This window comes from Microseira wollei NIES-4236, assembly GCF_020521235.1.
Taxonomy (GTDB): Bacteria; Cyanobacteriota; Cyanobacteriia; order Cyanobacteriales; family Aerosakkonemataceae; genus Microseira; species Microseira wollei.
This window is the reverse complement of sequence record NZ_BLAY01000095.1, coordinates 15,365-39,160: the sequence shown is the minus strand read 5'-3', so window position 1 is coordinate 39,160 and position 23,796 is coordinate 15,365. Positions and strand designations below refer to the sequence as shown.

The following is a 23,796-nucleotide window of genomic DNA, read 5'->3' as shown; positions in this document are numbered from 1 at the left end:
TGGTGGCTATAGTTTGTTGGGTATTGGAGTCAATTAGTTGAGCTATCCATTTGGAACGATTGCTAATTATTGTGGCATAGGCTTGAATGTCGTAATCGGAATATCTGTATTCTCGTCTTGCGGCGTTAAAGGCGTCGCTTCTCGCTTTTTTGGACTGGCGATCTATTTGCTTGGCTAATTGGTAAGTTGAACAATTACGTACCAGATTCATTCTTGCCATCGCTTCGTTGAGGCAGGCATTGTATAGTTGCCGTGCTGCTTGAAACCGAGATAGTAATTGCTTCTCTTGCAAGCTATCTACAATTAATGGCAGTTCTGTTACGAATGTTGATGTCTTACTTCTAGCCAACTACTATCACCTCCAATTAATTTATTCTTAAATTGTATACGCTCTTCACCAATGTCAAGAATCAACATTAGTTAAGCTTAATATTGACTGCGGTTAAAACCGCTCGTGTCGATTTTCCGCCCCGCAATAAATTGACGGGGCTACCAATCTCCCGTTATTTTTAGGTGTGGGTTTTCGTCGCGATACTAGAAACGCCACGCCCAAAGGCACAGCCGTCATCGCATCCCCTAAGTTGTGAATCAGATCTGCTAGGAGAGCGACACTGCCAGAGAGCCAAAACACCACCGCCTGCAAGACCGCAGTGATTAACAAGCCTACCAGTGACCATTTGACAGCCCAGATTCCCCGTGCAGAGCTAGCGATTTCGGGATCGATCGCCCCGTGGGTGTGGGTATGACCATCATGATGGTGGTGATGGTGGTGATGGTGGTGCTGTTTCACCTCGGGTGTGGTGAGTTGAGCGACATCATTGGTCGGGATAAACGTAGGAAGTTGAGTCATCTAAAAGTCTCCTTTCGTTTCGGAAACCGTGTGTCTTTAGACCAGGTCGGAACACGACGCGGCGGTTTTAACTGTAGTCACAATTAGTTGACTTGAGCGTCGTATCAATCGGACGAGAGTTTTTGCTGAACTGACCTAATCGTTTCCAGTCTTGGTCAGATACAGAAACTTGCTTTTCGGTATCGCCACTTACCCAGCCACAAACCGTTTTAGCTCCTTGAGTGGCTTCTACTACATAGTCTCCTTTTCTAAACCCCTGAAGCCACCCCATGCCGTCCATGCGAGGGGGTTCACGCTTCGCTTTCAACCTCTTTCTGGTTCTCTCTATTGCTAGGTACAGCATCGGTGAATCTCAGTATCAGGAATTAAAACTTTTGTGGCGACCCGCTCTGACTGGAGGAAACATTCCTTTGGAAGACGGGACTTGCCCATCTAATTGCAGGTTAGTTTTTTCGGTCGCCTGTCTCCTTGCCGCCAGCAGGAGCGGTTGGGCACCCGACCTGGCAATATTTGCCCGGTCTGCTTGAAGCAGGTCATTTTCTACAAATCTTGCCAAAAATGCTGAATACAAGTCTCTCTGACATAGAACACCACACTCACATTTGTGGATTCTAGTTGAGAGACTTTTCTTTTTTGTTTGTCCGCAATCATGGCAAGTTTGAGATAGTTTGGTCTTAAACGTGGAGAATTCAACTACTGTTACGCCAGCACTTTGGGCCTTGCACTTTAAGCGAGATACAAATTCTCTATGGAAGCGTTTCCCGACAGAATTTCCAAATAGTTTTTGTCAAGCTTTGTAGTCAAGTTTTTCTAGCTTGATGGTATCTCCCAGTTTCAGAATCTCATGTACCAATCTCCCGTGTAATGACTTACGATGCGCCGCTAGCTTTCTTTCCAGGTTGGCTTTAGCGCTCCTGGTCGAATGATAAATTTTAGATTCGTTCCATTTCTTACAACCTTTTTTAACAGTTCCTTTTTTCCTTTTACCTTTGGCATCAACGAAGTCAGGATTGTAGTTTTCTGGATTATTCGCTCTTGGCGACCTTTCCATCTTTTGCTGCAACCGACATATCTGTTTTTCAACAGGATTTAATTCTGGAGCAAACAACTTTAATCTAGCGGCATCCTCTGCAACAACTGCTATTGTTGACGGCCCTACATCTAAACCAACTACACCAGAACCAATCTGGTTTTTCGGTTTGATAAACGGTTTACCTTCACAAACCAACTGAGCATAATAACGAGTCTTGTTGTTTAAACATCGGCGTACCAGTCTTACATATTTGATTCGACTGCTTAACCCATGAAGGATTATCGGATCGTTGCCTTGCAGGTAGGGTTGAAGTTTAAGCTTACCCCACACTAAATGTTCAAGATGCCATCTAATCCCGGTTGTGTTAACTTTTCCTTCTCAGGAATCTAGCTGGTTTTTACCTTTGAATCTAACTTTTTTGGCAACACCAAATGCAACTCTCTGGGATGCATTGAACGCCCGGGTCGCTAACTTCTGTGCTGTATTTGAATCTATATGAAAGCCTATCCATGAGCGTCTGATGACAGTAGCGAAAGCGTGTAGGCTGTATTCGTCGTATCCCTAGGCGGCGTTGGCATTGGCGAAACTTTTCTGCCTCTCCTTTTTGTTTGATTTAATTTTTCTGGCTGATTGATACAGTTTTGATTGTTTGACCAAACTTAAACGTCGCATTGCCTCACCGAGGCAGGCGTTGTAAAGTTGCCTACCAGCTTCAAACCTAGACGATAAAACCCTTTCGTCTTTAGCCGATACCACGAGCGTTATTTCGGTTACGAACTCAAGGGTTTTTGTCTTGCCTGAAGCTTTTTTGATCCCCATATAAATTGCCGATTTTGTAATATCATAACATACAATATTGACTGCGATTAAAATCTCTCTAGCACATCCTCCCCATGTCTGAAGCCGGGAGGCAGACCTGCGCGTTTTCGGTGAATGGGGCGATCGCAGTTCTGAAGGCAATCGTTCAAGCGTTGAAGGCGGAAGTTCGAGTTCCGAAGGCGGAAGTTCGAGTTCCGAAGGCGGAAGTTCGAGTTCCGAAGGCGGAAGTTCGAGTTCCGAAGGCGGAAGTTCGAGTTCCGAAGGCGGAAGTTCGAGTTCCGAAGGCGGAGGCTCCGTTGCATGAATAAAAAACTCCTTCCTCAGTATAGTTCAACCTCATCCTTCAGGTCAAAGCTGCAACAAAACACCATCAACAACACCTGTCAGAGCGATCGTCTCGTCTCTCAAACCCTGAACTGACCTCAACCATGTTTAATCTTACACATCAGGTTGCTTCATTCAACATGCAAAAATTCCAACTTTTTCAGCTATAACAATTAAATATTAATTGCTCGTCTAATATTTATTTATATCTATAATTAGTTTTTTTTATAGAATAAAACGCGGTCACCCCGTGTCAAGAGACCGGGGTGACCGCGCTAGACTTTAGACCCTGTAGTAGGGTGCGTTAAATAACTCACATCTTGCACCTGGAAAAGTGGATGTCAAAACCGTAACTCCGTGCCAAAGCAATCATCTGTTCTAAGTTAAGTAAAAAAATATACATAATAATTTGCGGTAAAACAAACTCGAGTACCGTTTGAGCAGCTTGTCCCCCATCAGGTAAATTAGTAGAATTGGTGGATAAATAAGCCCAATGGGCCAAAAGATAAGCGAGCCGCGAAAGTACTAACCAGCGATAGACACCTAATAGCGTTCCCTGACCAAAACGATGTAGGCCAAAACGATGTTTGGCAGTTTTAAACCATCCCTGAGAGGTTTATTTATAGGATAAAATTAATGCTAGGTAAATCAGCATGAAGCTGGGAGAAATTGTCAGCCGCCTTGTTATCGACCCTCAGAAGTTAACAGAGTATGCCCTGAATTTGGAGAATCCACAAGGTGGCGATAAAGCTGTAATCTTTCAGCGTCGCTTAGGATTTACTCAGGATAACTATGAATTACTACTGAATCAGATTTCCAATCAAGCCCTTGATGCTGAGGCGATTTTAGGGCGAAATGATGAGCATGGGCAACGTTATACCGTAGATTTGGAAATTATAGGAATACAAGGACAACAGGAGATTGTGCGTACAGGGTGGATCGTAGAACCTGGTAGCGATGGAGCAAGACTGGTGACACTATAGGTTCGGAGGCGAACATGATTGAACCACAATTATTTGATGTTATTGAATTGCTCGTGGATTTACCTGAATTTAACTTGAGCTTAGGTGCGAGAGGGGCAATTGTAGATTGTTATTCTGATGGGAATTATGAGATAGAGTTTAGCGATCGCGACGGAGAAACAATCGCGCTGTGTACTCTGTCTTCAAACCAATTTGTGGTTGTTTGGCAGGCGCAAACAAAGCGTTGGCTGTTGGTATCTGAGCAGTTAGCTACGGTGGTCGATCGTTTGTCTGAAGAAGAGCAGAAACAAGTTTTGAACTTTGCCCTTTCTCTATGTCAAAAATAGTTAGCGATATGCCTCCGGCACGCTAGGCGATCGCACGCTCATTACATACAAGCGATCGCTTTTAAGTTATATGATGTCCGTTGAATTGCCCATCATAAAAAAACCTTACCCCGTCGTTGCGTAGGGACACGGCATCAAAGATATCTCGGATAAACAGATAACGTTGATCTTGCCGTGTCCCGGCTTCTAATTATGGGTAATCGACCGGACATGATATAACACGCAGATCCCCGAATTCTCACCAGAAGTCGGGGATCTAGTTTAGGAATTGAAAATGATGCAGTCTCTCAATTTCAACGAACATCTTGCACCAGTGACAACAACCCGCCAGTGGTTAAAACCACACAGCGAGAAGCTAAAGTCGGATAAATCCGACTGAATAATATTTTTAGTCCATTTTAATGGACTTTCGCTATTAGCCAGGGAATTAATTCCCTGGCGGGTAATGACGCTAATTGAAGAAGCTTTGAAACTCATCCGCGAGATTTTTACACTCGCTGCCCTTGTTCTCAAGACTCGTTGACGAAATTCTGTGACTCGACGCTGAAGCTTTGAAACTCATCGGCGAGATTTTTACACTCGCTGCCCTTGTTCTCAAGACTCGTTGACGAAATTCTGTGACTCGACGCTGAAACTTTGAGACTCATCGGCGAGAGTTTGATACTCGCTGTCGAGTTATTTTGACTCGTTGACGAGATGGCGAACCTCACCCGTGAGTTGCAAAGACTCGCTGACGAGATGATGAGTTTCACCCGCGAGTTTCAAACACTCGTTGACGAGATGATCGGCTTCACCCGCGAGTTTCAAACACTCGTTGACGAGGTTTTACACCATTTGGGTTTAAACTTGACACATTTGAATTTCTTAAACTACCAAGTGGCAAGTCTTCCAAAATCCAAAATCCAAAATCCAAAATTCAAAGATGAGTCTGCCGACTGCCTAAGCGTCAGTATCAGCTTCCCGATTGAGTAATTCAGGATAAACAGGGATGAAGGGTACTCCTTCCTTGCTGAATCGCACCGCCAACTTCCTGGCTAAGACAAAGATGTCGGAGTCATAGATGTCAATTTCAGGATTTTGGATCAGCTTCGCTAAAGTTTCTGAAGAGTCAATCTTACCTAATGCCTTTGCCGCTTTCCATCTCACTAACTCATACTCATCGTTGAGGGCAGCGATCAAGGCATCCACCGCTTGGGGATTGCCTATATTACCTAATGCCTCTGCTGCATTCGTTCTCACGGACGAATCCTCATCCTTGAGGGCAGCAATCAAGACAGGAACCGCTTGAGGATTGCCTATTTTACCTAATGCCTCTACGGCATTCCTTCTCACGGACTCATCCTCATGCTTGAGGGCAGCTATTAAGGCATCCACCGCTTGGGGATTGCCTATTTTACCTAATGCCTCTGCCACATACTCTTTCACGTACCAATACTCATGCTTGAGGGCAGCAATCAAGGCAGGAACCGCTTGGGGATTGCCTATTTTACCTAATGCCTCTGCCGCATACCTTCTCACAAACACATCCTCATGGTTGAGGGCAGCAATCAAGGCAGGAACCGCTTGGGGATTGCCTATTTTACCTAATGCCTCTGCCGCTTTCCATCTCATGTACCCATCCTCATGGTTGAGGGCAGCAATCAAGGCAGGAACCGCTTGGGGATTGCCTATTTTACCTAATGCCTCTGGCGCTTTCCATCTTACCCACTTATGCTGATCCTTGAGATCAGCGATCAATGCATCCACCGCTTGGGGATGGCCTATCTTACCTAATGCCTCTGCCGCATTCGTTCTCACGTCCTGATCCTCATCGTTGAGGGCAACCATCAAGGCATCCACCGCTTGGGAATTGCCTATCTTACCTAATACCTCTGCCGCCTTCCTTCTCACATCCTGATCCTCATCGTTGAGGGCAAGCATCAAGGCATCCACCGCTTGGAGATTGTCTATTTTACCTAATGCCTCTGCCGCATTCATGCTTACCGACATATCCTCATGGTTGAGGGCAGACATCAAGACATCCACCGCTTGGGGATTGCCTATTTTACCTAATGCCTCTCCCGCCTTTATTCTTACAAACCAATCCTCATAGTTGAGGGCAGCGATCAAGGCATCCACCGCTTGGGGATTGCCTATATTACCTAATGCCTCTGCTGCATTCGTCCGTGAGAACGAATCCTTATCCTTGAGGGCAGCAATCAAGGCAGGAACCGCTTGGGGATTGCCTATGTTACCTAATGCCTCTGCCGCCTTCTCTCTCACGTACCAATCCTCATCGTTGAGGGCTTGTTGTAACTTCTCAACCATTTTTATATTTGTTTGACCCAACGCCACCACAACCGATTCAATAAACTCAGCATCCGAGTAGCGACACCAAAACTGATAAATTCTGTCGATGCTATCCACAATCAACGAATGAGAAATATCCTTACATTCAGCGATGCAGCGACCCGCTAATAACAACTGCGTCGAGAAGATATCATCCTTTTCCTTCCTAATCGCCTCCAGCAAAGGAACTGGATTTTTCATCAACCCCGCCATCAAGCTCAAGGTTTCATGCCATTCATACTCCCAGAAATGCGCCTTCGCCCGGTCAATCCCATCCTTGGCACGGTTCAAATAACAAGCCGTCAAATACTCCTGAAACGTCCGGTGCAGAAACAGGTAATAGTCGCCATCCTCATGCAACTTTTGCAAAATGCCATCCTGTTCCGATAGTTCCGCAATTAATTCGCCCGTATCCGCATCTTTGAAACCCGTTGGCACTCTCTCGCCTTGCAAATATTCCTCAATCTGGTCGTAGAGTTCATCTCTCGAAAAAATCTCTTGACCTTCGCAGGTAAAATGATAGGCAAGTTCTGCCAATAATCGGGTTTTGGCGATTATCCTCCCTTCATTTTGTGGCTGGCGATTTTGACTCCATTTCCCCAGCATATAGCTCACGGCTTTTTCATACACCTGGCAGCGTCGCGCTGGTAATGTCAAACCTTTTTCTTGATACAAACTGCAAATCAACGACAACAGCAAAGGATTCTGCGCTAATCCCCGAATTTGGGGTTTATTCCGCAACTCTCGCATCAAAGCAGGGGCAGAAACAGCATCATCATTCAGATATCCCGCCGCATTCTTAAACCAAAATTCAATATACTCCTCCGTCTGCTTCTGACTGAAAGGAACAATTTCCACCTCTTTCGCCCCATCCAAAAATACCCCCCCATAGCCAACAATCCGAGACGTGCAGATAATAGAACAGGGATAATTGCCAACAAAGCGGTTCAGTTTCTCTGACAAGTACTGGCGATGTTTTTGGGGTACTTCATCCAGCGCATCCAACAGCAGCAAGCACTTCCCGGTTCTCAATTTCTCCTTTAAAACATGCCCAATAACTGCTGCCGTTTCCAGATCATCCTGTAAAGTCTTGCAATATTCCTTACCAAGAATCAGGGGAATCGCATCAATGATTTCTGCTGAGAAGATATCGGCTTGTTTTTCATCAACTAAATTAGACAGTCTCAAAAACAGCGGCAAGATCGCATCTTCGACTTTTTTCCCATTCGATTCTAAACTCTTTCGTTCCGATTGGGCAGTTAAACCCGCCTCCATTTTTAATAAAGTAGATTTCCCCATTCCCGGATCGGCTAGCACCATAATTCGCTGATGCTGTTTCTTTGCTTCTGCCCAATCTACCTGCGTTGGCTGCGAATCTTCCTGATGTTTCAGCGCGTAGACGCGCTTGAGTTCTGCTTCCGATTCGGCATAACTATAAATAGTTTCAACTTCATGCTTATATTTCCGTTCCAACGTCACCTGAATCGGAATATATTGGTCTTGCAAAACAATGCGTTGTTCCCGGATGTGAAGTAGCCGGATGTATTTGAAGCTATTTTCAATTTCTGCCAAAAAGCGACAGACGGCATCGTGCTGATTTTGTTCTACTGGGGGATTCCACTCGTCGGGATCGACAATATCGGTTGGATCTAAGTCTAGAACTCTAGCGATCGCTTCCAGTGCCTCCTCGCCAATCTTGTATTGACCATTTCCCCAGTGAGGATTAAATAGCCTTTTGACCTGATCTTCTGTGACATGAGCCTCATCGGCAATCTTTTGATAGCTGTATTTTTTAATACGCTTAGCTTCTTTGAGTTTTTTGACTCCCTCTTCACTCGCCAAAAAGCCGCCGCGCCTTCCGTCTCGATTCATACCAACGCCATTGATTCAGATATCCGTACTCTAACAAAGCTTTTGGTAAGCTGTCGCGCCTACAATTTGCAATTCATGGACGGGCAAGATGCCCATCCCACAAGTAGAGACGTTACATGTAACGTCTCTACTTGTGGGATGCCCCTATCGAACGGCTGTTAGCTTATTAGTCAGCAGTGCGAACAGTACTTGTGAGTACTCGTACTACAGCGCTCTCACACCCTATCAAACTTGCCGAGTATTCGTTGAATTGTAAGCGTTCAACGAAGTAATCATGAATCCCCAAATCATGCTGACAATTGCCCTTCACCACCCAGAAATTTATGGTTTAGCCTGGGTGCGTTCAAAGTCAGCCAAAGCCAGAAATAAAGTCATCCGCACAATTATTGAGTGGGGTGTCATTGCATTTGCCAGGTGGATTAACCCAGAAGCAAATTTAGCGATCGCATCCCTAAAACTCTGCTTCTGGGTGTTGGAACAACTGCAACAGGAATAACCGCAATAGCGATCGCTCTCATCCCATCTGAATATTGGATTGGGAGCGATATGCCTCCGGCACGCTGCGCGAACGCACCCACACAATCCACACAATTGCGATCGTGGCAATCTCTAAGCAACAGATAACGGTTGCTGAGGCATTGTCTTGGGTGCAGGAAGTGGTTTTCCTTCAGCTTGGAACCATTCAATTAAAGACGAAATTGCTTCTTGACCGTGTTTTGCAGCTTCTTCATAGGTGTTACCATCCGTGCAAGGCTGCATGACTAAACCTGCAAACTCCGGCAGAAATACTACAAAACAATTATCTTCTTCAGACCATTGAATTACCATACTGTACAGCGACTTCATTCTTCCAAATCCTCCATTTCTTCTAGTTGCTTCAGTACAGCATTCACTTGCTTTTCCAGATACATGGGTGCATCTTCTCCATCTTTCCTATGCGATCGCAATCGGTTGAATTAACTGTGAATGATTCCACACCTGATGACTGCCTTTGCCTTGTCGATACGTAAATCCTGCTTTCAAAAGCAACTTTTTTAACTCTCTAATCTTCTTAGGCATCCATCCTCACATCCCATTTTGATTTGTTTAGGGGCATCCCTGGATGTTCAATCTTGCCATCTAACTCGATACTCAATCCTAACAATTTTCATCAAAACACAGGCAAAATTAGAATATCGCCCACCAGAAACACCATCCCACTCCTATGTACGTACCAGAATCGCAGCCCTCCTCCACAGAATCGCTGCCAACCATGTACGATCTACCCAGCGATTATCCGGGAGATCCTGGGTTACCTGACGAATTTCACTCTTGGCAAGCAGGTGAAGCGCTGCCGACGATGTACGATCTACCCAGCGAATATCCGGGAGAACCTGCTTTGCCTGATGAATTTCACGTGTGGCAAGCATATCTGTTATCCGATACCTGCTGTCCGCCGACTTACCCACCCAACCGAGTTTTTACCGCAATTGACCTCTATCTCTACTACGACGCTAACCATCTCAACTGGTACAAAAGACCGGATTGGTTTGCGGTTGTAGATATACCTAAACTTTACCAAGAGCGAGACTTACGTCTTTCTTATGTGATTTGGCAAGAAAAAGTTAGCCCGCTGGTAGTCGTAGAATTGCTCTCACCTGGAACCGAAGATGAAGATTTAGGACTCACCACTCAAGAACCTAATAAACCACCTACTAAGTGGCAAGTTTATGAGCGAATTTTGCAAGTTCCCTATTACTTTGTCTTCAGTCGATATAACAATGAACTGAGAGTATTTCGTTTAGTTAATCGTCGCTACCGAGAACAAATATTAACCGAACCGCGCTTCTGGATACCCGAATTAGAATTAGGTATCGGATTGTGGTCTGGTTCTTATAAAGACCGTCAGAGGTTCTGGCTGCGTTGGTATGATGCTGATGGCAATTGGATTCCGACTCCAGAGGAATCTGCGATCCAAGAAAGACAGTCAAAAGAATCTGCGATCGCTAAAGCTGAACGATTGGCGCAGCGATTAAGAAATATGGGGATTAATCCAGATGAATTATAAATTTTGGACGTGCGATCGCGCAGCGATCGCCAATGATACAGCACAGACTGTAGTGCGATCGCATTCATATATTAACTTAGATTTGCTACAGTAAAAACATCATTCAAACTAAAGAGCGGAATGAATACTATAACAATTACAGTTTCAGAAGAACGTCTATTAAAACTGCAAGAAGTCGCTACTCGCATCAACGTATCCCTCGAAGAGTTAGTTTTAATGGGAATTGATGAGTTGATTCAGCGACAAAATGCTGCTGTAGACTCAGAAATCGCTGACAAATTTTATACACTCGCTTCCCAATGGGAAAGTGAAGTTGAAGGAATGTCTTCATCGTCTATGTTCCAGCATCCTGCTTATCAGGAAATTGTCAGTATGGGGGATAAAGTTATACCATTGTTGTTATCTGAACTGAAGCAAAATCCTTTATATTGGTTATCGGCGTTAAATCTAATTACAGGCGTTAATCCAATTCAACCTTCACAGCGTGGTAAAGTCAAACAAATGGCTCAAGCTTGGTTAGAGTGGGGAAGAAATCGGGGATATAGGGTGTGAGAGCGATCGCATTCATATCGCGTACCAGCGATATGCCAAGGTCTAGGCTCAATCTAACCATTCGGGTGCTAAAATGATTATCAGTGGTTGCCAGAGGTTACCTTGATGACAACAACAACAGAGATTGTTCCGGAACTGCTAGAAATACTCTCGCAATTGCCTTTATCTTCGCAAGAGCAAGTATTGGAATTTGCGCTTTCTTTGCATAAAAAACAACTATTTAAACAGTGGGATGCTATTTCTGAGAAAGAGGCTGCGGCAATTAAAGCTGAGTTTGCTGATGAAGATTTAGCTTTTGCAGAAGCAACTTTAACTGATTATCTCCCTCAACTTCAGCAAGAGGATATAGCTTGATGAGGGGAGATATTTATTTAGCCGATTTGAATCCGAGTAGAGGTTCAGAACAAGCAGGTATTCGACCTGTTATTATTGTTCAGAGAGATACGCTAGATCGTTTAACCACCACTGTAGTTGTTGTTCCTCTGACAAGTAATCGGCGACGTGCCAGGATACCAGGTACAGTTGTCATTCCTGCTGGTGAAGGAGGTTTAAACCAAGAATCTGTAGCCCTTTGTTATCAAATTGTTGTTATCGATCGGCAGCGATTAATGCAAAAACTAGGAACTCTTTCTGCCAGTTATTTATTGAGACTAAAGGAAGCACTGGAATATACATTACAGCTTGATGAATCTGATGATGAAAATGCAGAGCTGGAGAATTAATTTATAGCGATCGCTCTCTAATTCCTCAACAGCGATCGCGCTTGGTGCAGCAACGACTGTAGCGCGATCGCGATCGCATTACACACCAGCGATAAATAAATGCCTTGAAATAAATTTCAAGCTAAAAGCTAAAACCCGTTAAAACGGGTTGAAAATTCTTACCAGTCAGTTGAAACTGACTTAAGCTTTCAGCTCGAAATTTATTTCAGGGCTGACTCGTTGACGAGGTTTTACATCTCAGCGACGAGTCTGTTGACTGCCTAAGCGTCAATATCAGCTTCCCGATTGAGTAATTCAGGATAAACAGGACTCACCAACACACGCTCATCGTTGATAGCAGCCATCAAAGCATCCACCTACTCTTTGAATAAGTTTTGTAACAACCTTCCGGAATTTTCCCAAAACGTACCGACACGAGAGCCAAGCGTCTGAAAAGAGTAAGTGTAAGCATTCAACAAAGGAAATGACCGTGAATTCCCAAATCATGCTGACAATTGCTCTTTACCACCCAGAAGTTTATGGTTTAGCCTGGGTGCGCTCAAAGTCAGCCAAAGTGAGAAATCAAGTCATCCGCACAAGTATTGAGTGGGGTGCGATCGCATTTGCCAGGTTGATCAATCCAGAAGCAACTTGGGCGATCCCTGCCCTAAAACTCTGCTTCTAGGTGTTGGATAAACTCCAAAAGGATTAACCGCAGTAGCGATCGCCTAATTCCCAGCCTTTCTCCACTGAAGCACTACCTACTATGTACAATCTACCCAGCGAATATCCGGAAGAATCTGGTTTGCCCGACGAATTTCACCTTTGGCAAACACATCTTTATAAGAGCAATGGGGGTTAATCCAGACGAGTTATAGATTTTTGAGGTGCGATCGCTCTTGATCCGGTGCATCATCAGCGATCGCGCCAGCAACCAATTCATTCATCCCACTTGACTTTAGCAAGTGAAGAAGGTTCGTTTTTTTCCAACCACAGTTTCACCGCTTCCTCTAACGCATCTGTCTGGCTAACTTCCGTGACGGTGCAAGCAACCTTAAATCTAGTTCGTTCTGAATCTGACAGAAAGACCAACAAGCTTTACGGTTTTGTCTTCGGTGGTGGACACAATAATCTAACTAATAACGCTGCTTAGCCTAATCATCTCCCTTTTTCGTGCTGGGTGAGGAGGTTTGGCGTCTGTCTAAAAATTCCTGAATCGCCATTTCCACAGCCTCTGTAATCTGGATCTCATTTTCGACGCAAAAAATCCGCAGCTTTTGAGCTAGTGCCTTCGGAACCAAAGCTGTCACCTGCGAATATTCTGGGTTATTCCGCCTACCCAATGTCTTGACCTCATTTACCGATCTTGCTTTGTACTCTTTGTTCTTTTCTCTATCCAAGATAAAACTGCTTCTTCCAGTGCTTCACTCTGGGTTATTTCTTGTTCGGTACAAACAACTTTGAACCGCAGAGCGATTTCTTTCGGGATGTAACCGCTGACTTGGGAGTAGTTTGGGTCGTCTCGCTTAGTTACCAAAGTAGCTGCTGGGTCTAGATCTCCTGAATTCATTTTCTCATCTGCGACGCGCTACCACTGGTGGGGATGACCGGGTATTTGGGTCAATTTCAGCCAAGTTCATTTATTCCGTTTTTCCTTGCTTGAGGGGTTTTCAGCTTCTTCCTGGTTTTTGAGCCAATCAAGAATCAGTTGGTGAGCCTGCTGGCTCATGCTGGTCTTGGTCTTAGCACAGGCGACTTTAAATCTAGTTCGTTCTGAATCTGACAAAAAGACCACAAGTTTCACGGTTTTGTCTTCGGTGGACACAATGACCTAACTAACAACGCTGCTTAGCCTAATCATCGCACTTGGCTAAACCAGACGAAATTAGTCATATAGGTAATATATGCTAAATTACCTATATATGCTATATTAGCATTCATAGACCAAAAACGCCCAAGCCATCTACAGAGATGTAGAAACAGACAGACTTGGGTGGAAGGATTTTCATGGCTAAAAACGGCTTGAAATAACAACTAAAAGCCGCTTTTACAGGTTTTTAACCAATTTACGCCACCAATTTGCACTATGAATTCTCAAACCATCTACTCAGATAGCTACATCGATTACCATGTTTGGACAATAGCGATCGCGCTCCCAGACGCCCGACAGCGCACAATAGCGCGATTCTGCAATCGGCAAGACGCCGAAGACCATCTCAGAGTATTGCGGCGATTTGTACCCAGCGCGCAATTTGAAATAGTTTTCAATCCACCCGAACCAGCATCGTTCGATAATGCGATCGCTCAAGGTTAGATTCTAGGACTCGCAAAGAAACCGGGTTTCTTGACTAAGGATATATCAGTAGCGATCGCTCACTCCCAAATCAAGTAGCAAATCCTAACAATTTCAGAGACTTTCATTCATTTCCCTGCTTTTTGCTGGAAGGAGGAGATTGTTTTTGATTTTCTTGGCTGATAGTCCATTCTTCTATCAGTTCTCTAGCTTGTTCGCTCATCGCTACTCCAGATTGAGCGCAAGCGACTTTAAATCGGGTTCGCATCTCCGAACTTAAAAAGACGCGGATAAACACATCGTTGGCTTTATCAGTGGACATTTCCAATACCTGAACTCCCACTAATCGTGCCACCTGGACAACCAAGTTTAGAATAGCCACTTGCACTACATGTACCATGTGGGTTATGATGACTGATGTCGAGCAAAAACGCCCAAGCCATCTACAGAGATGTAGAAACAGACAGACTTGGGTGGAAAGATTCTCATGGCTAAAAACGGCTTGAAACAACAACTAAAAGCCGCTTTTACAGGTTTTTAACCAATTTACGCCACCAATTTGCATTATGAATTCTCAAACCATCTACTCAGATAGCTACATCGATTATCATGTTTGGACAATAGCGATCGCGCTCCCAGACGCCAGACAGCGCACCATAGCACGATTCTGCAATCGGCAAGATGCGGAAGACCATATCAGGGTATTGCGGCGATTTGTACCCAGCGCGCAATTTGAAATAGTTTTCAATCCTCCCGAACCAGCATCGTTCGATAATGCGATCGCTCAAGGTTAAAGTCAAAAATTCAGGACACGCAAAGAAACCGGGTTTCTATGAAACATTGTCGGGAAAGACAACCGATCTACACAGAAACCCGGTTTCTAGGTTCGTATTGCATTTCTTAGGGTGCATCGCGCCAGTCGCTGAGTAACTCGCGAGTTGCTTTCGCCTTCTGTTGGCGCGGGGGTACTTTCGGAATCCCGATGTCTGGATTGTGTCTTGATTGGCGCTTAGACTGGGATTGTTTGCGTTCCTGCTGTTTCTGCATTCCTGTTGAAGTTGCCATAGGTTTCACCTTGTTTTGTTATAAGTTGTTTTCTCTACTTTTTGTCTTCACAAGATGAAACAGCATTTCCGGAAACTTCGCGGCTATACAAACCAAGTTCGCAAGGCAAGGACTTACGGAGAATCAAGAGTTTTAGAACCTGCGTAGGCAGGTTTTGTTTGTGTAGCCGCGATTTTAATCGTTCGGTGCAAGATGTGAGGAAAACTAAGCACCTTTTTTCTGGTCATACACCACCTGACCATAATCGAGTTTGATCAAGCGGTCTGCCATATCAAAATATTTGTCGTCGTGGCTGATTGCCAATACCATTTTACCTCTTTCTCTCAGTTTTGGTAAGAACTCAGTGTAGAAGATTTCCTTAAAAATTGGGTCTTGATCCGCTGCCCATTCATCAAATAGATAAATCGGTCGGTCTTCTAAATACGCAGTTAGCAGCGCCAGTCGTTTCCGCTGTCCTTGGGAAAGCGCGGTGGTAGAAAGTTTTCTCCCTTCGACTTTGACCTTGCGTTCCAGCTGGAGTTGGTTTAAATAATCTTGGACTTGCGTATCCAGATTTGTGTCATCAAATCCTAACAGGCGCTCAAATAGATAGAAGTCCGAGAAAATAACTGAAAAATGCTGGCGATACCACTCGCGATTTGCTTCGGTAATCGGTTGCCCATCAAAGATAATTTCGCCTATTTCGGGGATGTAAAGTCCGGTAATTAACTTAGCCAAAGTCGATTTACCGCTGCCATTACCACCGATGATGAAGGCGATTTCTCCGGGAAATAGCCTTAGATCTAGGGGGCCGAGGGTAAAGTTAACATCTTCGCGATCGCTAGTATAAGTATGGGTCACTCCCTTAAGTTCTAAATAATGCCAGGAACGATCTAACACAGGTGGAACCGTCGCCGCTTCGGAGCGATTGGCTAACGATAAACCCAGCATTTCAATCTTCTGCAAGGCAATGTTGGCTTTACTAATGATGGGGAGTTTGCTCACAATACTTTCCAACGGCGCAATCAAGTAAGTGAACGTGATGATGTAACCAGCAAAGGTTTCGGGGTTAATTGCCATCAGATTGGGAAGTAAGAATAATACGACGCCGATGGCAAAGAAAAAGATTAATTTACCCCAACTCGAAGTGATGGCAAAAAAGGTTAAACCGCGGACGCTGTGACGCCGAAAGTCGGCGGCGGTGGTTTGCAAATCTTCTGTCAGGAAATCTTGACGGCGGGAATAGTTGAGCTTGAGTTCCTTGATGCCATCGGCGATGCTGCGGAAGTGTTTAAAGAGTACATCTTGGTCTTCGCGGGCGAGGGAAAGCTGCTTGCCGCCGCGTTTTAATAGGATGTTAGTGCTGGCAATAGCGATCGCAAACAAAACCATCACCATCAAAAATACTTGCGGTGACAGCAAAGTGACATAAATCAAGCACCCCACCACGATGGCAGCGTTGATACAAAGAAAAGGAATGCTGAAAACAGCGTTAGAGATTGCTTGCACGTCCTCAGTCAGCGTAGCTAGCAGTCGGGGAGTCCCCAGCTGTTCCAAATGACTCAACTGGGAGGAAAGAATCTGACGCGAGAGGCGCATCTGCATTTTAAACACAGCATCCTGAGACAGGCGAATCAGCACCACCTGAGAAATAATACTCGTAAGCAGCGCCACAAAAGCCAATCCCACAAAGCCCCAAGCCAGCAGCGTCGGTGAGGTAGCATTGTTACTGCTGATAGCATGACCGATGAGGGCGATCAAACCGGCGCTGCTACCACCGCTTAAAAATCCGGTAGCAATTGCGATCGCCACCATCCTCCAGGAAGAACGCAGTAGAAAATAAATCAGATTCATGACAGGAGTTGAGTATTTCTGCTGTGATTTAACCACATGCACTGTCTGGAGTTTAGCGCCTGGGGTTCACTGGCGTTACCTGTCACAAGGAAGGGAGAGTATGTAGGGACACGGCATCTTTGTTGTCAGACTTAGGGATAATTTGATGTTGCCGTGTCCTGGAGTAGGGACACGGCATCTTTTAAGTTGTCATACTGAGCAATAATTTGATGTCGTCGTGTCCCGTGATATCGTAACTGAGAACCCATAGAAGCAAAACAGGATAATTTTGCAGCAGGATCGGCGCAGTGTATGGCCCAGATGCTTGCGGCACAAAAGCTGAATGAGAAACCAGAACAAGAGGTATTTGGAATTGCTTCTTATCGAGGAGTTTGGCAATTTTGCCAACTTAAAGCTAATGTTTTCACTCGCAATCAAACGTTTTACACAATTCAGGACTTAGACAAACTTTTTGCAGCAATCAATTACCTGTTTCAACAGTGCGAATTACTGCTGAATTCTGAGAAAATGTAGACAGAATACTCAAATCTTGCACCTGACATGGGCGAGACGGGATCTATGCCCATCCCACAAGAAAAACCAGCCGCTTGTGGGGTGGGCGCGAGACGGGATCTATGCCCATCCCACAAGAAAAACCAGCCGCTTGTGGGGTGGGCGCGAGACGGGATCTATGCCCATCCCACAAGAAAAACCAGCCTCTTGTGGGGTGGGCGTCCCGCCCGCCCAGTCTATTGGTGCAAGATCTCAGAATAGAAACTCAGAAGCTAAAAGCGATCGCACATAAGAAACCCGGTTTTTCCAAAAAACCGGGTTTCTGGCGCAATCGTCATGTTCGCTATTCCCCAAAAGGGGACGGAACTCGGGTACAATATCCCCTAATTCCACCCAGTCGCGACCATGACTGTACCCAAAACGCGCACGAGAAAAAGCAAAACTTCTCCTCAAACAAACCTCACCTGGCCCGAAGATACAGATATAGTCGGATTAGTATTAGAATTATCCCCCACCAGCGATACTTATCTTGACGCACAATACGCAGTCAGACTCCACGCTTGGTTTTTAGATCGAGTGCGCCAAACCAATCCAGAATTATCCGCATATTTACACGATGGAGAATCAGAAAAACCTTTTACCATCTCTGGGTTAGAAGGTAACTTACTCACCTCTGGTAAAGACTTTCAATTGCAAGCAAACCAAACTTATCGCTGGTACGTTACCGCTGTTTCCCAACCAGTCGTGCAGTGGTTATCCCAATGGGTGCAACAACTCCCCGCCGCCATCGAATTGCGAAACGCGCATGCTTTACAGATTCGTGGTTGTAAAATTGCCCTTTCTCCCACCACTTATCGCGAGTTATACCAATTCCAAACCAATCAATCTCCTACCGTCAAACTTAGCTTTCTGACGCCGACTAGCTTTCGCCGCAAAAAACATCACTTTCCCCTACCTGTTCCGGTAAACTTGTTTCACAGCTACCTGCGCCGCTGGAATGATTTTTCCGGAATGCCGTTTGAACAAGAATCTTTTTTAGAATGGGTAGATGAATGGGTTTTAATCTATCGCCATCGCTTAGAGTCGGTGAAAGTAGCAGCAGGAAAAAAAGGCATGGTGACCGGATTTACTGGCGCAATTGAGTTAGGTTTAGCCACCGAAGCGGCGAAACAACCGCATTTTGTCCAGCTATTTTATGCCTTGTTGCGATTGGCACCTTATTGCGGCACGGGACATAAAACCACCTTTGGATTAGGACAAACGCGCTTTGGTTGGTTAGTCGAGTCGCCAGAAATTGCTAAACCGGGAGTGCAAAGTTTGTTAGCAGAACGAATCGAACAACTGACTCAACTATTTATGGAAACACAAAAACGCACCGGAGGCGATCGCGCCAGGGAAGTATGCGAAACCAGGGCGACAATCTTGGCGAGACGGGAGTTAGGCGAGTCATTGCAAACCATTGCCACCGACTTAGAAATGCCCTACGAAACCGTGAAAACCTATGCCAAATTGGCGCGGCGGGCGTTGAAAGCACCCGAATCGGAACGGGTTTGAACTGGTTGGAGAAAAGCGATCGCTCCTAGAACGCATAGTTCTATAATTCATGAGGCACCGCTGACCCATGACCGATGAACATCCAAACGATTTCCACTCAACCGTTTTCCGACCAAAAACCCGGTACTTCCGGACTTCGCAAATCAGTCCCGGTTTTCCAGCAACCCCATTATCTGGAAAACTTCGTCCAGTCGATTTTTGACAGTTTAGAAGGTTTTCAGGGACAAACCCTCGTCCTGGGCGGTGACGGGCGTTATTACAACCGTCAAGCAATTCAAATTATCCTCAAAATGGCAGCAGCCAATGGCGTGGGACAAGTTAAAGTAGGCCATCAGGGTATTCTATCCACCCCCGCAACTTCCTGCGTCATTCGCAAATATAATGCCTTCGGTGGCATTGTGCTTTCTGCCAGTCACAACCCCGGTGGCCCCCAGGGTGACTTTGGTGTCAAATATAACATCAGCAATGGCGGCCCCGCTCCGGAGAAAGTTACCGAAGCTATCTATTCCCGCAGTAAAGTAATCGACAAATACCAGATTCTGGAAGCATCAGATGTAGATATCGATACCTTGGGCGAATCCAAGTTAGGAAATATGGTGGTCGAAGTCATCGACTCGGTGCAAGATTATCAAGAGTTGATGGAATCGCTGTTTGATTTTGACCGCATCCGCCAACTTTTGACGGGTGGTTCGTTCAGAATGTGCGTTGACTCGATGCACGCGGTGACGGGGCCTTACGCTCATGCTATTTTTGAACAAAGCTTAGGCGCACCTGCGGGAACCGTTATCAACGGCGTCCCCCTGGAAGACTTCGGCGAGGGACATCCAGACCCGAATTTAGTGTATGCTCACGATTTGGTAGAGATTCTCTTTGGTGAGAATGCGCCGGATTTTGGGGCGGCTTCCGATGGGGATGGCGATCGCAATATGATTTTAGGACGCAATTTCTTCGTCACTCCCAGCGATAGTTTGGCTATCTTAGCCGCCAATGCCAAATTAGTCCCCGGTTACAGTTCGGGTTTGGCAGGAATAGCACGTTCCATGCCCACCAGTCAAGCCCCAGACCGAGTTGCGGCTAAACTGGGAATTGACTGCTACGAAACTCCCACGGGTTGGAAATTTTTCGGCAATTTATTAGATGCCGATAAAGCAACGTTGTGCGGCGAAGAAAGTTTCGGTACGGGTTCCAATCACGTGCGGGAAAAAGATGGATTGTGGGCGGTACTGTTTTGGTTAAATATCCTCGCAGTGCGTCAACAACCCGTGGCTGAAATTGTGCGCGAACACTGGCAAATTTACGGTCGCAATTACTATTCTCGCCACGATTACGAGGAAGTCGCAACCGAACGGGCGAATCAATTAATCGCTCATATATACGAGCAAATGCCGACTCTCAAAGGTAAGCAATTTGGGGCGTATCAAGTCGAGTTTTGCGACGATTTTAGCTATACCGATCCCATCGATGGTAGCGTGAGTACAAAACAAGGAATTCGCATCGGTTTTACCGATGGATCTCGGATTGTGTTTCGTCTTTCCGGGACGGGAACCAAAGGTGCGACGTTGCGGGTGTATCTCGAAAGTTACGAACCCAACATTGCCAAACACAACCTCGATCCGCAACAAGCATTAGGAGAATTGATTGCGATCGCTGACGAAATTGCCCAAATTCGCAACTTTACTGGGATGGATAAACCCACAGTTATTACCTAATTGTTATTGCCAAACCTGTAGGGGCACGGCATGGTAAAATTTCTGGTAAAAATCAACAGTTATTCGACGCCGTGCCCCTACGATCGATCCAACCCTGACCAATTACCAATTACTAGGGCAGGCGAGACGCCCACCCCACAAGAGTTTTTGGTGAGGTATAATTAGCAATTAGCAATTAACAATTAGCAATTAGCAATTAGCAATTAGCAATTATTTATGAGTCTAAAACTGTATTTTATACGACATGGAGAAACAACATACAGCCGCAATGGAGGTTACTGCGGTGAAATCGACCCCGAACTAACACCCGAAGGTCACAAAATGGCAGCAGCTTTTGCCAAAGCATATCAATCTTTGCCTTGGGAAGCTATTTACGTCAGTCCGATGAAACGCACGATTGCTACTGCAAAACCTTTGTGCGATGCGGTGGGAATGGAAATGCAACTGCGGGATGGATTGAAAGAAATTAAATACGGAGAATGGGAAGGACAAACAGCCGAATTTGTCAAGGAAAATTATCAAGATGATTACGTCCGCTGGTTAACCGAACCTGCTTGGAATCCCCCTACTGGCGGCGAAACTGCTGTACAACTAGCTAGTCGCGCCTCGCTAGTTATTGCAGAAATTGAGCAAAAGCATCCGACGGGTAATGTCCTCGTTGTTTCCCACAAAGCTACGATCCGAATTATTCTGTGCAGCTTATTGGGAATTGATTTGGGAAGGTATCGCGATCGCTTGGGCGCCCTCGCCGCTTCGGTGAGTGTGGTAAAATTTGATACCCACGGGCCGTTGTTGGAAATTTTGGGCGATCGCTCTTACATGGATGAAGATTTGCGTAATTTACCAGGTACTTAGATCGGAGGAAAATCGAGCCAGATTACTATGTTACTGAAGCACTAAGTTTACAAACAATCAAATAATCCAGTCTAACCAATTTACCGCATCCCATTAATAAACTCAGTCCTCGCTGCCAAAATATCAGACATTTGCACGCAGCGCACTAGCAAAGCAATATCTAAATCCGGCAAAAATTCACTCCTGGAAATTTGCTCATAATTTTGTTCGCGCAGTCGATAAAGCAGAAGTTGATTATTTTCCCAAAACCAGACTTCAGCAATTTTCAACCGCTTGTACTTTTCTAGTTTATCTATGCCGCCGCTGGTAATAGTGACTTCAATTGCCAAATCTGGATGTTCTTTTTTCTCCTCTAAATAGTAAGATTCATCCGGTTCAAATGAGACATCTTTGCTCTTGTCCCTGCGAGTTGCACTTCCTACAGGAATGAATTTAATTCCTTTCTCAAACAAGTAAAGTGCTATAAATATAGCCAGAACGCTTTTTATCTGTTCGTGGTCTTCACCTAGTGTCATAAACTCCACACACCCATCTAAATAAGTAATTCGCAAACCAGGTGCATCTGCCATTAATGATTGTATCGCCTCAAATTGCGCCCAAGTATAATAACCTGGTAAAGTAAATCGCTGTTCTTTAACAGTTGTTATTGGTTCTGAAACTTGTAATGTCATAGGGATAATGCTCCACTAAAAATGAGTAGCCCTTATCCAGTATAACGATAGGCAGGAACTACCGATCGAAGTTAAGTTAACGGTTCAGTATTCCTGGGATAATTATTGGCGATCGCATACTGCTTCAATATAGGTGGCAGATCGTAAAAACTTCCTTGTTGTTCTATCAAGCAGCGTCGCGATAAAGATTGCAGCGCGTTGATTAATTCTGAAGATGTAATTGTGCCATTTTCTAGCAATTTTGCTAGGGTGACTGGTTGGGTTTCTTTCGCCAATAAGGAGAGGACTTGTTTTTCGATTTGGGATAAGCGATCGCACTGTTCCTCTAAAACATCTTTCAAATCTTCCGGTAATAATATAGTATCATTTGGTAATAACTCATTCACGCATCCTCCCAACTCAAGAATCAGAGTCGCGATACTTTTTAACCATAACGGATTGCCTTGGTAGCGGTGAATCAGTGCTTCGGATTCTTCTAAACCGTATTCTCTCAGTATTTCCCGTGCCGCTGCGATATCTAAACCTTTGAGTTGTAAGGTACGAATGGCAGTATTTTGACTTTTAACTTGATTCACTTCTCTAGGATGTTCCCAACCGATTAACACAAAGCAACTTTGATGAGATAATTTTTCTATCTGTTTGAAAAAAGAGCGATATTCTTCGTATCCTGGTTTATACTTTCCTGCCAATTCGCCGCTACAGAAAAGATTGTGAACGTCATCTAATACGACTAAGCAGCGATGCTTTTGTAAATATTTAATTAGGGGTAAAGTTTTGGATAAATCTAAGTTTTCTGACTGGGAGAAAAACTGTATCAGTTTATGTTCAAATTCGTCTAGGGTGTAGGATTCGTCTAGACTGCACCAAATTACGTATTCAAACTCATCTTTTATTTGTTGTACGAGTTGCACAGCTAGTGTTGTTTTGCCGATACCGCTGATGCCTGTGAGGGCTATGAGGCGACAGCGTTGTTGTAAAATCCAGGTGGTGAGGGTGTCGAGTTCGGGGATGCGATCGCAGAAATCACCCAACTCCGGCATCTCGCTTAAATCTTGATGCGAGTTTTCAGTTTGTTGTGAGTTAGATGTTTCTTGATTATGTGCGTGTGAGTTTGGTATATCTGGCGGGTGTCTAGCTTCTCTACAAATGTTGAAACTACCGCTCACGTTTTGTGCAAAGTGTGCAAAGTTTAAAACATTAGAGTTTTGAAACCTCTCCATTGTCGATCGCAAATTCGATTTACTAACTTTTTCCCCTAACTGTTCAGAAAGTATCCGCCATAATTCCGAACCCGCATTCCTCACACTACTTTCAGAACATTCAAAATCCTTAGCTATTTGCTTATATGTCTCGCGTTGTAGAGTTCCTCGCAGTATCGCTGCTTGTAAATCGTCAAGATGCTGACCCGTTTTGGCAAATACTATCTCATCAGCTAGTTTTAACACTTGTTCAAGATTCATCTGTTCTGAGAAACGCGATCGTTTTGTGT

35 protein-coding genes and 3 pseudogenes are annotated in these 23,796 nt (G+C 44.9%); 18 read left to right on the top strand and 20 right to left on the bottom strand.

Translation table 11 applies throughout. The features are described 5' to 3' along the window. The 8 genes and pseudogenes from MiSe_RS27975 to MiSe_RS52965 all read right to left on the bottom strand — a co-directional run. Positions 1–349, bottom strand: a pseudogene (locus tag MiSe_RS27975) (RNA-guided endonuclease TnpB family protein); the annotation flags it as partial. Between the two features lie 93 nt (positions 350–442). Beyond that, the gene (locus tag MiSe_RS27970) at positions 443–850 is read right to left on the bottom strand and encodes a cation efflux transmembrane domain-containing protein (protein WP_226586666.1); all 408 of its coding nucleotides are present in this window, start codon (positions 848–850) and stop codon (positions 443–445) included. 67 nt (positions 851–917) lie between these two features. Continuing rightward, entirely contained in the window at positions 918–1,157 is a 240-nt protein-coding gene (locus tag MiSe_RS27965) for a hypothetical protein (RefSeq protein ID WP_226586665.1), read from the bottom strand. A 51-nt stretch (positions 1,158–1,208) separates the two neighbouring features. Further along, positions 1,209–1,406 carry a hypothetical protein gene (locus MiSe_RS27960; RefSeq protein WP_226586662.1) on the bottom strand — a complete coding sequence of 66 codons (198 nt, stop codon included), beginning with the start codon at positions 1,404–1,406 and terminating at the stop codon, positions 1,209–1,211. Between the two features lie 15 nt (positions 1,407–1,421). Further along, a pseudogene (locus MiSe_RS27955) lies at positions 1,422–1,589 on the bottom strand (zinc ribbon domain-containing protein); the annotation flags it as partial. A 48-nt stretch (positions 1,590–1,637) separates the two neighbouring features. Next, entirely contained in the window at positions 1,638–2,213 is a 576-nt protein-coding gene (locus tag MiSe_RS27950) for a hypothetical protein (RefSeq protein ID WP_226586660.1), read from the bottom strand. Between the two features lie 231 nt (positions 2,214–2,444). Then, positions 2,445–2,702, bottom strand: a complete 258-nt coding sequence (locus tag MiSe_RS27945; protein ID WP_226586657.1) for a hypothetical protein — start codon at positions 2,700–2,702, stop codon at positions 2,445–2,447. A gap of 145 nt (positions 2,703–2,847) precedes the next feature. Beyond that, the gene (locus MiSe_RS52965) at positions 2,848–3,042 is read right to left on the bottom strand and encodes a hypothetical protein (RefSeq protein WP_373872887.1); all 195 of its coding nucleotides are present in this window, start codon (positions 3,040–3,042) and stop codon (positions 2,848–2,850) included. Positions 3,043–3,679: 637 nt separating this feature from the next. On the opposite strand from MiSe_RS52965, the gene MiSe_RS27940 reads away from it, so the two are divergent. Together MiSe_RS27940 and MiSe_RS27935 are read left to right on the top strand one after the other, a co-directional pair. Continuing rightward, positions 3,680–4,009 (top strand): DUF6883 domain-containing protein, encoded by a 330-nt coding sequence (locus tag MiSe_RS27940; protein WP_226586655.1) that lies wholly within the window; start codon positions 3,680–3,682, stop codon positions 4,007–4,009. Positions 4,010–4,023: 14 nt separating this feature from the next. Further along, positions 4,024–4,335 carry a DUF4926 domain-containing protein gene (locus MiSe_RS27935; RefSeq protein ID WP_226586653.1) on the top strand — a complete coding sequence of 104 codons (312 nt, stop codon included), beginning with the start codon at positions 4,024–4,026 and terminating at the stop codon, positions 4,333–4,335. Positions 4,336–4,596: 261 nt separating this feature from the next. Here the strand turns inward: MiSe_RS27935 and MiSe_RS27930 are convergent, their stop codons facing one another. Next, on the bottom strand, positions 4,597–4,812 hold the full coding sequence (locus MiSe_RS27930; protein WP_226586651.1) for a hypothetical protein: 216 nt from the start codon (positions 4,810–4,812) through the stop codon (positions 4,597–4,599). Positions 4,813–5,031: 219 nt separating this feature from the next. Between MiSe_RS27930 and MiSe_RS27925 the strand changes: the two genes are divergently transcribed. Continuing rightward, positions 5,032–5,307: a hypothetical protein gene (locus MiSe_RS27925; protein ID WP_226586649.1), complete on the top strand. Its 276-nt coding sequence runs from the start codon at positions 5,032–5,034 to the stop codon at positions 5,305–5,307. On the opposite strand, the gene MiSe_RS27920 is transcribed toward MiSe_RS27925, so the two are convergent. Beyond that, positions 5,275–8,535, bottom strand: coding sequence for a HEAT repeat domain-containing protein (locus MiSe_RS27920; protein WP_226586647.1), 3,261 nt, complete (start codon positions 8,533–8,535; stop codon positions 5,275–5,277). The genes MiSe_RS27925 and MiSe_RS27920 overlap by 33 nt on opposite strands. A 274-nt stretch (positions 8,536–8,809) precedes the next feature. Here MiSe_RS27920 and MiSe_RS27915 point away from each other — a divergent pair, with 274 nt between their 5' ends. Continuing rightward, on the top strand, positions 8,810–9,031 hold the full coding sequence (locus tag MiSe_RS27915) for a hypothetical protein (protein ID WP_226586646.1): 222 nt from the start codon (positions 8,810–8,812) through the stop codon (positions 9,029–9,031). A 113-nt stretch (positions 9,032–9,144) separates the two neighbouring features. On the opposite strand, the gene MiSe_RS27910 is transcribed toward MiSe_RS27915, so the two are convergent. Both MiSe_RS27910 and MiSe_RS54035 read right to left on the bottom strand, forming a co-directional pair. Further along, positions 9,145–9,381, bottom strand: coding sequence for a type II toxin-antitoxin system HicB family antitoxin (locus MiSe_RS27910; protein ID WP_226586643.1), 237 nt, complete (start codon positions 9,379–9,381; stop codon positions 9,145–9,147). Beyond that, a pseudogene (locus MiSe_RS54035) lies at positions 9,378–9,594 on the bottom strand (type II toxin-antitoxin system HicA family toxin). Before MiSe_RS54035 ends, MiSe_RS27910 begins: the two are co-directional and overlap by 4 nt. Positions 9,595–9,739: 145 nt before the next feature. Between MiSe_RS54035 and MiSe_RS27900 the strand changes: the two are divergent. From MiSe_RS27900 to MiSe_RS54030, 6 genes are all read left to right on the top strand, one after another. After that, the gene (locus MiSe_RS27900; RefSeq protein WP_226586641.1) at positions 9,740–10,582 is read left to right on the top strand and encodes a Uma2 family endonuclease; all 843 of its coding nucleotides are present in this window, start codon (positions 9,740–9,742) and stop codon (positions 10,580–10,582) included. A 120-nt stretch (positions 10,583–10,702) separates the two neighbouring features. Continuing rightward, a complete protein-coding gene (locus MiSe_RS27895) occupies positions 10,703–11,134 on the top strand; it encodes a hypothetical protein (RefSeq protein WP_226586639.1) in 432 nt (143 codons plus the stop codon). Positions 11,135–11,239: 105 nt separating this feature from the next. Next, positions 11,240–11,488: a hypothetical protein gene (locus tag MiSe_RS27890; RefSeq protein ID WP_444980561.1), complete on the top strand. Its 249-nt coding sequence runs from the start codon at positions 11,240–11,242 to the stop codon at positions 11,486–11,488. Continuing rightward, positions 11,488–11,856 carry a type II toxin-antitoxin system PemK/MazF family toxin gene (locus tag MiSe_RS27885; protein WP_226586635.1) on the top strand — a complete coding sequence of 123 codons (369 nt, stop codon included), beginning with the start codon at positions 11,488–11,490 and terminating at the stop codon, positions 11,854–11,856. The genes MiSe_RS27890 and MiSe_RS27885 overlap by 1 nt, the downstream gene beginning before the upstream one ends. A gap of 469 nt (positions 11,857–12,325) precedes the next feature. Further along, positions 12,326–12,520, top strand: coding sequence for a hypothetical protein (locus MiSe_RS27880; protein WP_226586634.1), 195 nt, complete (start codon positions 12,326–12,328; stop codon positions 12,518–12,520). Positions 12,521–12,742: 222 nt separating this feature from the next. Next, a complete protein-coding gene (locus MiSe_RS54030) occupies positions 12,743–12,988 on the top strand; it encodes a hypothetical protein (protein WP_264196711.1) in 246 nt (81 codons plus the stop codon). A gap of 1 nt (position 12,989) precedes the next feature. Here MiSe_RS54030 and MiSe_RS27870 read toward each other — a convergent pair whose 3' ends face one another. The 3 genes from MiSe_RS27870 to MiSe_RS27860 form a co-directional block, all read right to left on the bottom strand. After that, on the bottom strand, positions 12,990–13,178 hold the full coding sequence (locus tag MiSe_RS27870; RefSeq protein WP_226586630.1) for a hypothetical protein: 189 nt from the start codon (positions 13,176–13,178) through the stop codon (positions 12,990–12,992). A 14-nt stretch (positions 13,179–13,192) separates the two neighbouring features. Then, a complete protein-coding gene (locus MiSe_RS27865) occupies positions 13,193–13,405 on the bottom strand; it encodes a hypothetical protein (protein WP_226586628.1) in 213 nt (70 codons plus the stop codon). A 66-nt stretch (positions 13,406–13,471) separates the two neighbouring features. Then, positions 13,472–13,639, bottom strand: a complete 168-nt coding sequence (locus MiSe_RS27860; RefSeq protein WP_264196712.1) for a plasmid partition protein ParG — start codon at positions 13,637–13,639, stop codon at positions 13,472–13,474. A 282-nt stretch (positions 13,640–13,921) separates the two neighbouring features. Here MiSe_RS27860 and MiSe_RS27855 point away from each other — a divergent pair, with 282 nt between their 5' ends. Beyond that, the gene (locus tag MiSe_RS27855; protein WP_226586669.1) at positions 13,922–14,149 is read left to right on the top strand and encodes a hypothetical protein; all 228 of its coding nucleotides are present in this window, start codon (positions 13,922–13,924) and stop codon (positions 14,147–14,149) included. Positions 14,150–14,252: 103 nt separating this feature from the next. On the opposite strand, the gene MiSe_RS27850 is transcribed toward MiSe_RS27855, so the two are convergent. After that, positions 14,253–14,450 (bottom strand): plasmid partition protein ParG, encoded by a 198-nt coding sequence (locus MiSe_RS27850; RefSeq protein WP_226586626.1) that lies wholly within the window; start codon positions 14,448–14,450, stop codon positions 14,253–14,255. Between the two features lie 244 nt (positions 14,451–14,694). Between MiSe_RS27850 and MiSe_RS27845 the strand changes: the two genes are divergently transcribed. Next, a complete protein-coding gene (locus tag MiSe_RS27845) occupies positions 14,695–14,922 on the top strand; it encodes a hypothetical protein (protein WP_226586624.1) in 228 nt (75 codons plus the stop codon). A gap of 106 nt (positions 14,923–15,028) precedes the next feature. Here MiSe_RS27845 and MiSe_RS27840 read toward each other — a convergent pair whose 3' ends face one another. Then, complete coding sequence (locus MiSe_RS27840) at positions 15,029–15,193, bottom strand: hypothetical protein (protein ID WP_226586622.1); 165 nt, start codon at positions 15,191–15,193, stop codon at positions 15,029–15,031. 204 nt (positions 15,194–15,397) lie between these two features. Then, the gene (locus tag MiSe_RS27835) at positions 15,398–17,026 is read right to left on the bottom strand and encodes a cyclic peptide export ABC transporter (RefSeq protein WP_226586621.1); all 1,629 of its coding nucleotides are present in this window, start codon (positions 17,024–17,026) and stop codon (positions 15,398–15,400) included. A gap of 300 nt (positions 17,027–17,326) precedes the next feature. Between MiSe_RS27835 and MiSe_RS27830 the strand changes: the two genes are divergently transcribed. The 6 genes from MiSe_RS27830 to MiSe_RS27810 all read left to right on the top strand — a co-directional run bounded on the left by MiSe_RS27830 (position 17,327) and on the right by MiSe_RS27810 (position 21,636). Next, positions 17,327–17,539: a hypothetical protein gene (locus MiSe_RS27830; protein ID WP_226586620.1), complete on the top strand. Its 213-nt coding sequence runs from the start codon at positions 17,327–17,329 to the stop codon at positions 17,537–17,539. A gap of 16 nt (positions 17,540–17,555) precedes the next feature. Beyond that, positions 17,556–17,810: a hypothetical protein gene (locus MiSe_RS27825; protein WP_226586619.1), complete on the top strand. Its 255-nt coding sequence runs from the start codon at positions 17,556–17,558 to the stop codon at positions 17,808–17,810. Between the two features lie 113 nt (positions 17,811–17,923). After that, a complete protein-coding gene (gene cas6 / locus MiSe_RS27820; protein ID WP_226586618.1) occupies positions 17,924–19,072 on the top strand; it encodes a CRISPR-associated endoribonuclease Cas6 in 1,149 nt (382 codons plus the stop codon). Positions 19,073–19,146: 74 nt separating this feature from the next. Next, positions 19,147–20,781, top strand: coding sequence for an alpha-D-glucose phosphate-specific phosphoglucomutase (locus MiSe_RS27815; protein WP_226586613.1), 1,635 nt, complete (start codon positions 19,147–19,149; stop codon positions 20,779–20,781). A gap of 30 nt (positions 20,782–20,811) precedes the next feature. After that, positions 20,812–20,946, top strand: coding sequence for a hypothetical protein (locus MiSe_RS51230; RefSeq protein ID WP_264196710.1), 135 nt, complete (start codon positions 20,812–20,814; stop codon positions 20,944–20,946). A gap of 51 nt (positions 20,947–20,997) precedes the next feature. Next, complete coding sequence (locus MiSe_RS27810) at positions 20,998–21,636, top strand: histidine phosphatase family protein (RefSeq protein WP_226586611.1); 639 nt, start codon at positions 20,998–21,000, stop codon at positions 21,634–21,636. 80 nt (positions 21,637–21,716) lie between these two features. Here the strand turns inward: MiSe_RS27810 and MiSe_RS27805 are convergent, their stop codons facing one another. Together MiSe_RS27805 and MiSe_RS27800 are read right to left on the bottom strand one after the other, a co-directional pair. Then, positions 21,717–22,307 carry a Uma2 family endonuclease gene (locus MiSe_RS27805; protein ID WP_226586610.1) on the bottom strand — a complete coding sequence of 197 codons (591 nt, stop codon included), beginning with the start codon at positions 22,305–22,307 and terminating at the stop codon, positions 21,717–21,719. Between the two features lie 71 nt (positions 22,308–22,378). Further along, positions 22,379–23,767 carry a helix-turn-helix domain-containing protein gene (locus MiSe_RS27800; protein WP_226586608.1) on the bottom strand — a complete coding sequence of 463 codons (1,389 nt, stop codon included), beginning with the start codon at positions 23,765–23,767 and terminating at the stop codon, positions 22,379–22,381. Positions 23,768–23,796 lie beyond the last annotated feature (29 nt).

Coding starts and splice junctions, on each gene's coding strand:
- MiSe_RS27925 (WP_226586649.1), top strand. CDS start 5,032: ATGGCGAACCTCACCCGTGAGTTGCAAAGACTCGCTGACGAGATGATG.
- MiSe_RS27935 (WP_226586653.1), top strand. CDS start 4,024: ATGATTGAACCACAATTATTTGATGTTATTGAATTGCTCGTGGATTTA.
- MiSe_RS27815 (WP_226586613.1), top strand. CDS start 19,147: ATGAACATCCAAACGATTTCCACTCAACCGTTTTCCGACCAAAAACCC.
- MiSe_RS27930 (WP_226586651.1), bottom strand. CDS start 4,812: ATGAGTTTCAAAGCTTCTTCAATTAGCGTCATTACCCGCCAGGGAATT.
- MiSe_RS27850 (WP_226586626.1), bottom strand. CDS start 14,450: ATGTCCACTGATAAAGCCAACGATGTGTTTATCCGCGTCTTTTTAAGT.
- MiSe_RS27800 (WP_226586608.1), bottom strand. CDS start 23,767: ATGAATCTTGAACAAGTGTTAAAACTAGCTGATGAGATAGTATTTGCC.
- MiSe_RS27845 (WP_226586624.1), top strand. CDS start 14,695: ATGAATTCTCAAACCATCTACTCAGATAGCTACATCGATTATCATGTT.
- MiSe_RS27890 (WP_444980561.1), top strand. CDS start 11,240: ATGACAACAACAACAGAGATTGTTCCGGAACTGCTAGAAATACTCTCG.
- MiSe_RS27835 (WP_226586621.1), bottom strand. CDS start 17,026: ATGAATCTGATTTATTTTCTACTGCGTTCTTCCTGGAGGATGGTGGCG.
- MiSe_RS27810 (WP_226586611.1), top strand. CDS start 20,998: ATGAGTCTAAAACTGTATTTTATACGACATGGAGAAACAACATACAGC.
- MiSe_RS27940 (WP_226586655.1), top strand. CDS start 3,680: ATGAAGCTGGGAGAAATTGTCAGCCGCCTTGTTATCGACCCTCAGAAG.
- MiSe_RS27920 (WP_226586647.1), bottom strand. CDS start 8,535: ATGAATCGAGACGGAAGGCGCGGCGGCTTTTTGGCGAGTGAAGAGGGA.
- MiSe_RS27805 (WP_226586610.1), bottom strand. CDS start 22,307: ATGACATTACAAGTTTCAGAACCAATAACAACTGTTAAAGAACAGCGA.
- MiSe_RS27865 (WP_226586628.1), bottom strand. CDS start 13,405: ATGAATTCAGGAGATCTAGACCCAGCAGCTACTTTGGTAACTAAGCGA.
- MiSe_RS27910 (WP_226586643.1), bottom strand. CDS start 9,381: ATGAAGTCGCTGTACAGTATGGTAATTCAATGGTCTGAAGAAGATAAT.
- MiSe_RS27945 (WP_226586657.1), bottom strand. CDS start 2,702: ATGGGGATCAAAAAAGCTTCAGGCAAGACAAAAACCCTTGAGTTCGTA.
- MiSe_RS27900 (WP_226586641.1), top strand. CDS start 9,740: ATGTACGTACCAGAATCGCAGCCCTCCTCCACAGAATCGCTGCCAACC.
- MiSe_RS27855 (WP_226586669.1), top strand. CDS start 13,922: ATGAATTCTCAAACCATCTACTCAGATAGCTACATCGATTACCATGTT.
- MiSe_RS51230 (WP_264196710.1), top strand. CDS start 20,812: ATGGTAAAATTTCTGGTAAAAATCAACAGTTATTCGACGCCGTGCCCC.
- MiSe_RS27895 (WP_226586639.1), top strand. CDS start 10,703: ATGAATACTATAACAATTACAGTTTCAGAAGAACGTCTATTAAAACTG.
- cas6 (WP_226586618.1), top strand. CDS start 17,924: ATGACTGTACCCAAAACGCGCACGAGAAAAAGCAAAACTTCTCCTCAA.
- MiSe_RS27885 (WP_226586635.1), top strand. CDS start 11,488: ATGAGGGGAGATATTTATTTAGCCGATTTGAATCCGAGTAGAGGTTCA.
- MiSe_RS52965 (WP_373872887.1), bottom strand. CDS start 3,042: ATGAGGTTGAACTATACTGAGGAAGGAGTTTTTTATTCATGCAACGGA.
- MiSe_RS27840 (WP_226586622.1), bottom strand. CDS start 15,193: ATGGCAACTTCAACAGGAATGCAGAAACAGCAGGAACGCAAACAATCC.
- MiSe_RS27915 (WP_226586646.1), top strand. CDS start 8,810: ATGAATCCCCAAATCATGCTGACAATTGCCCTTCACCACCCAGAAATT.
- MiSe_RS27830 (WP_226586620.1), top strand. CDS start 17,327: ATGCTTGCGGCACAAAAGCTGAATGAGAAACCAGAACAAGAGGTATTT.
- MiSe_RS27970 (WP_226586666.1), bottom strand. CDS start 850: ATGACTCAACTTCCTACGTTTATCCCGACCAATGATGTCGCTCAACTC.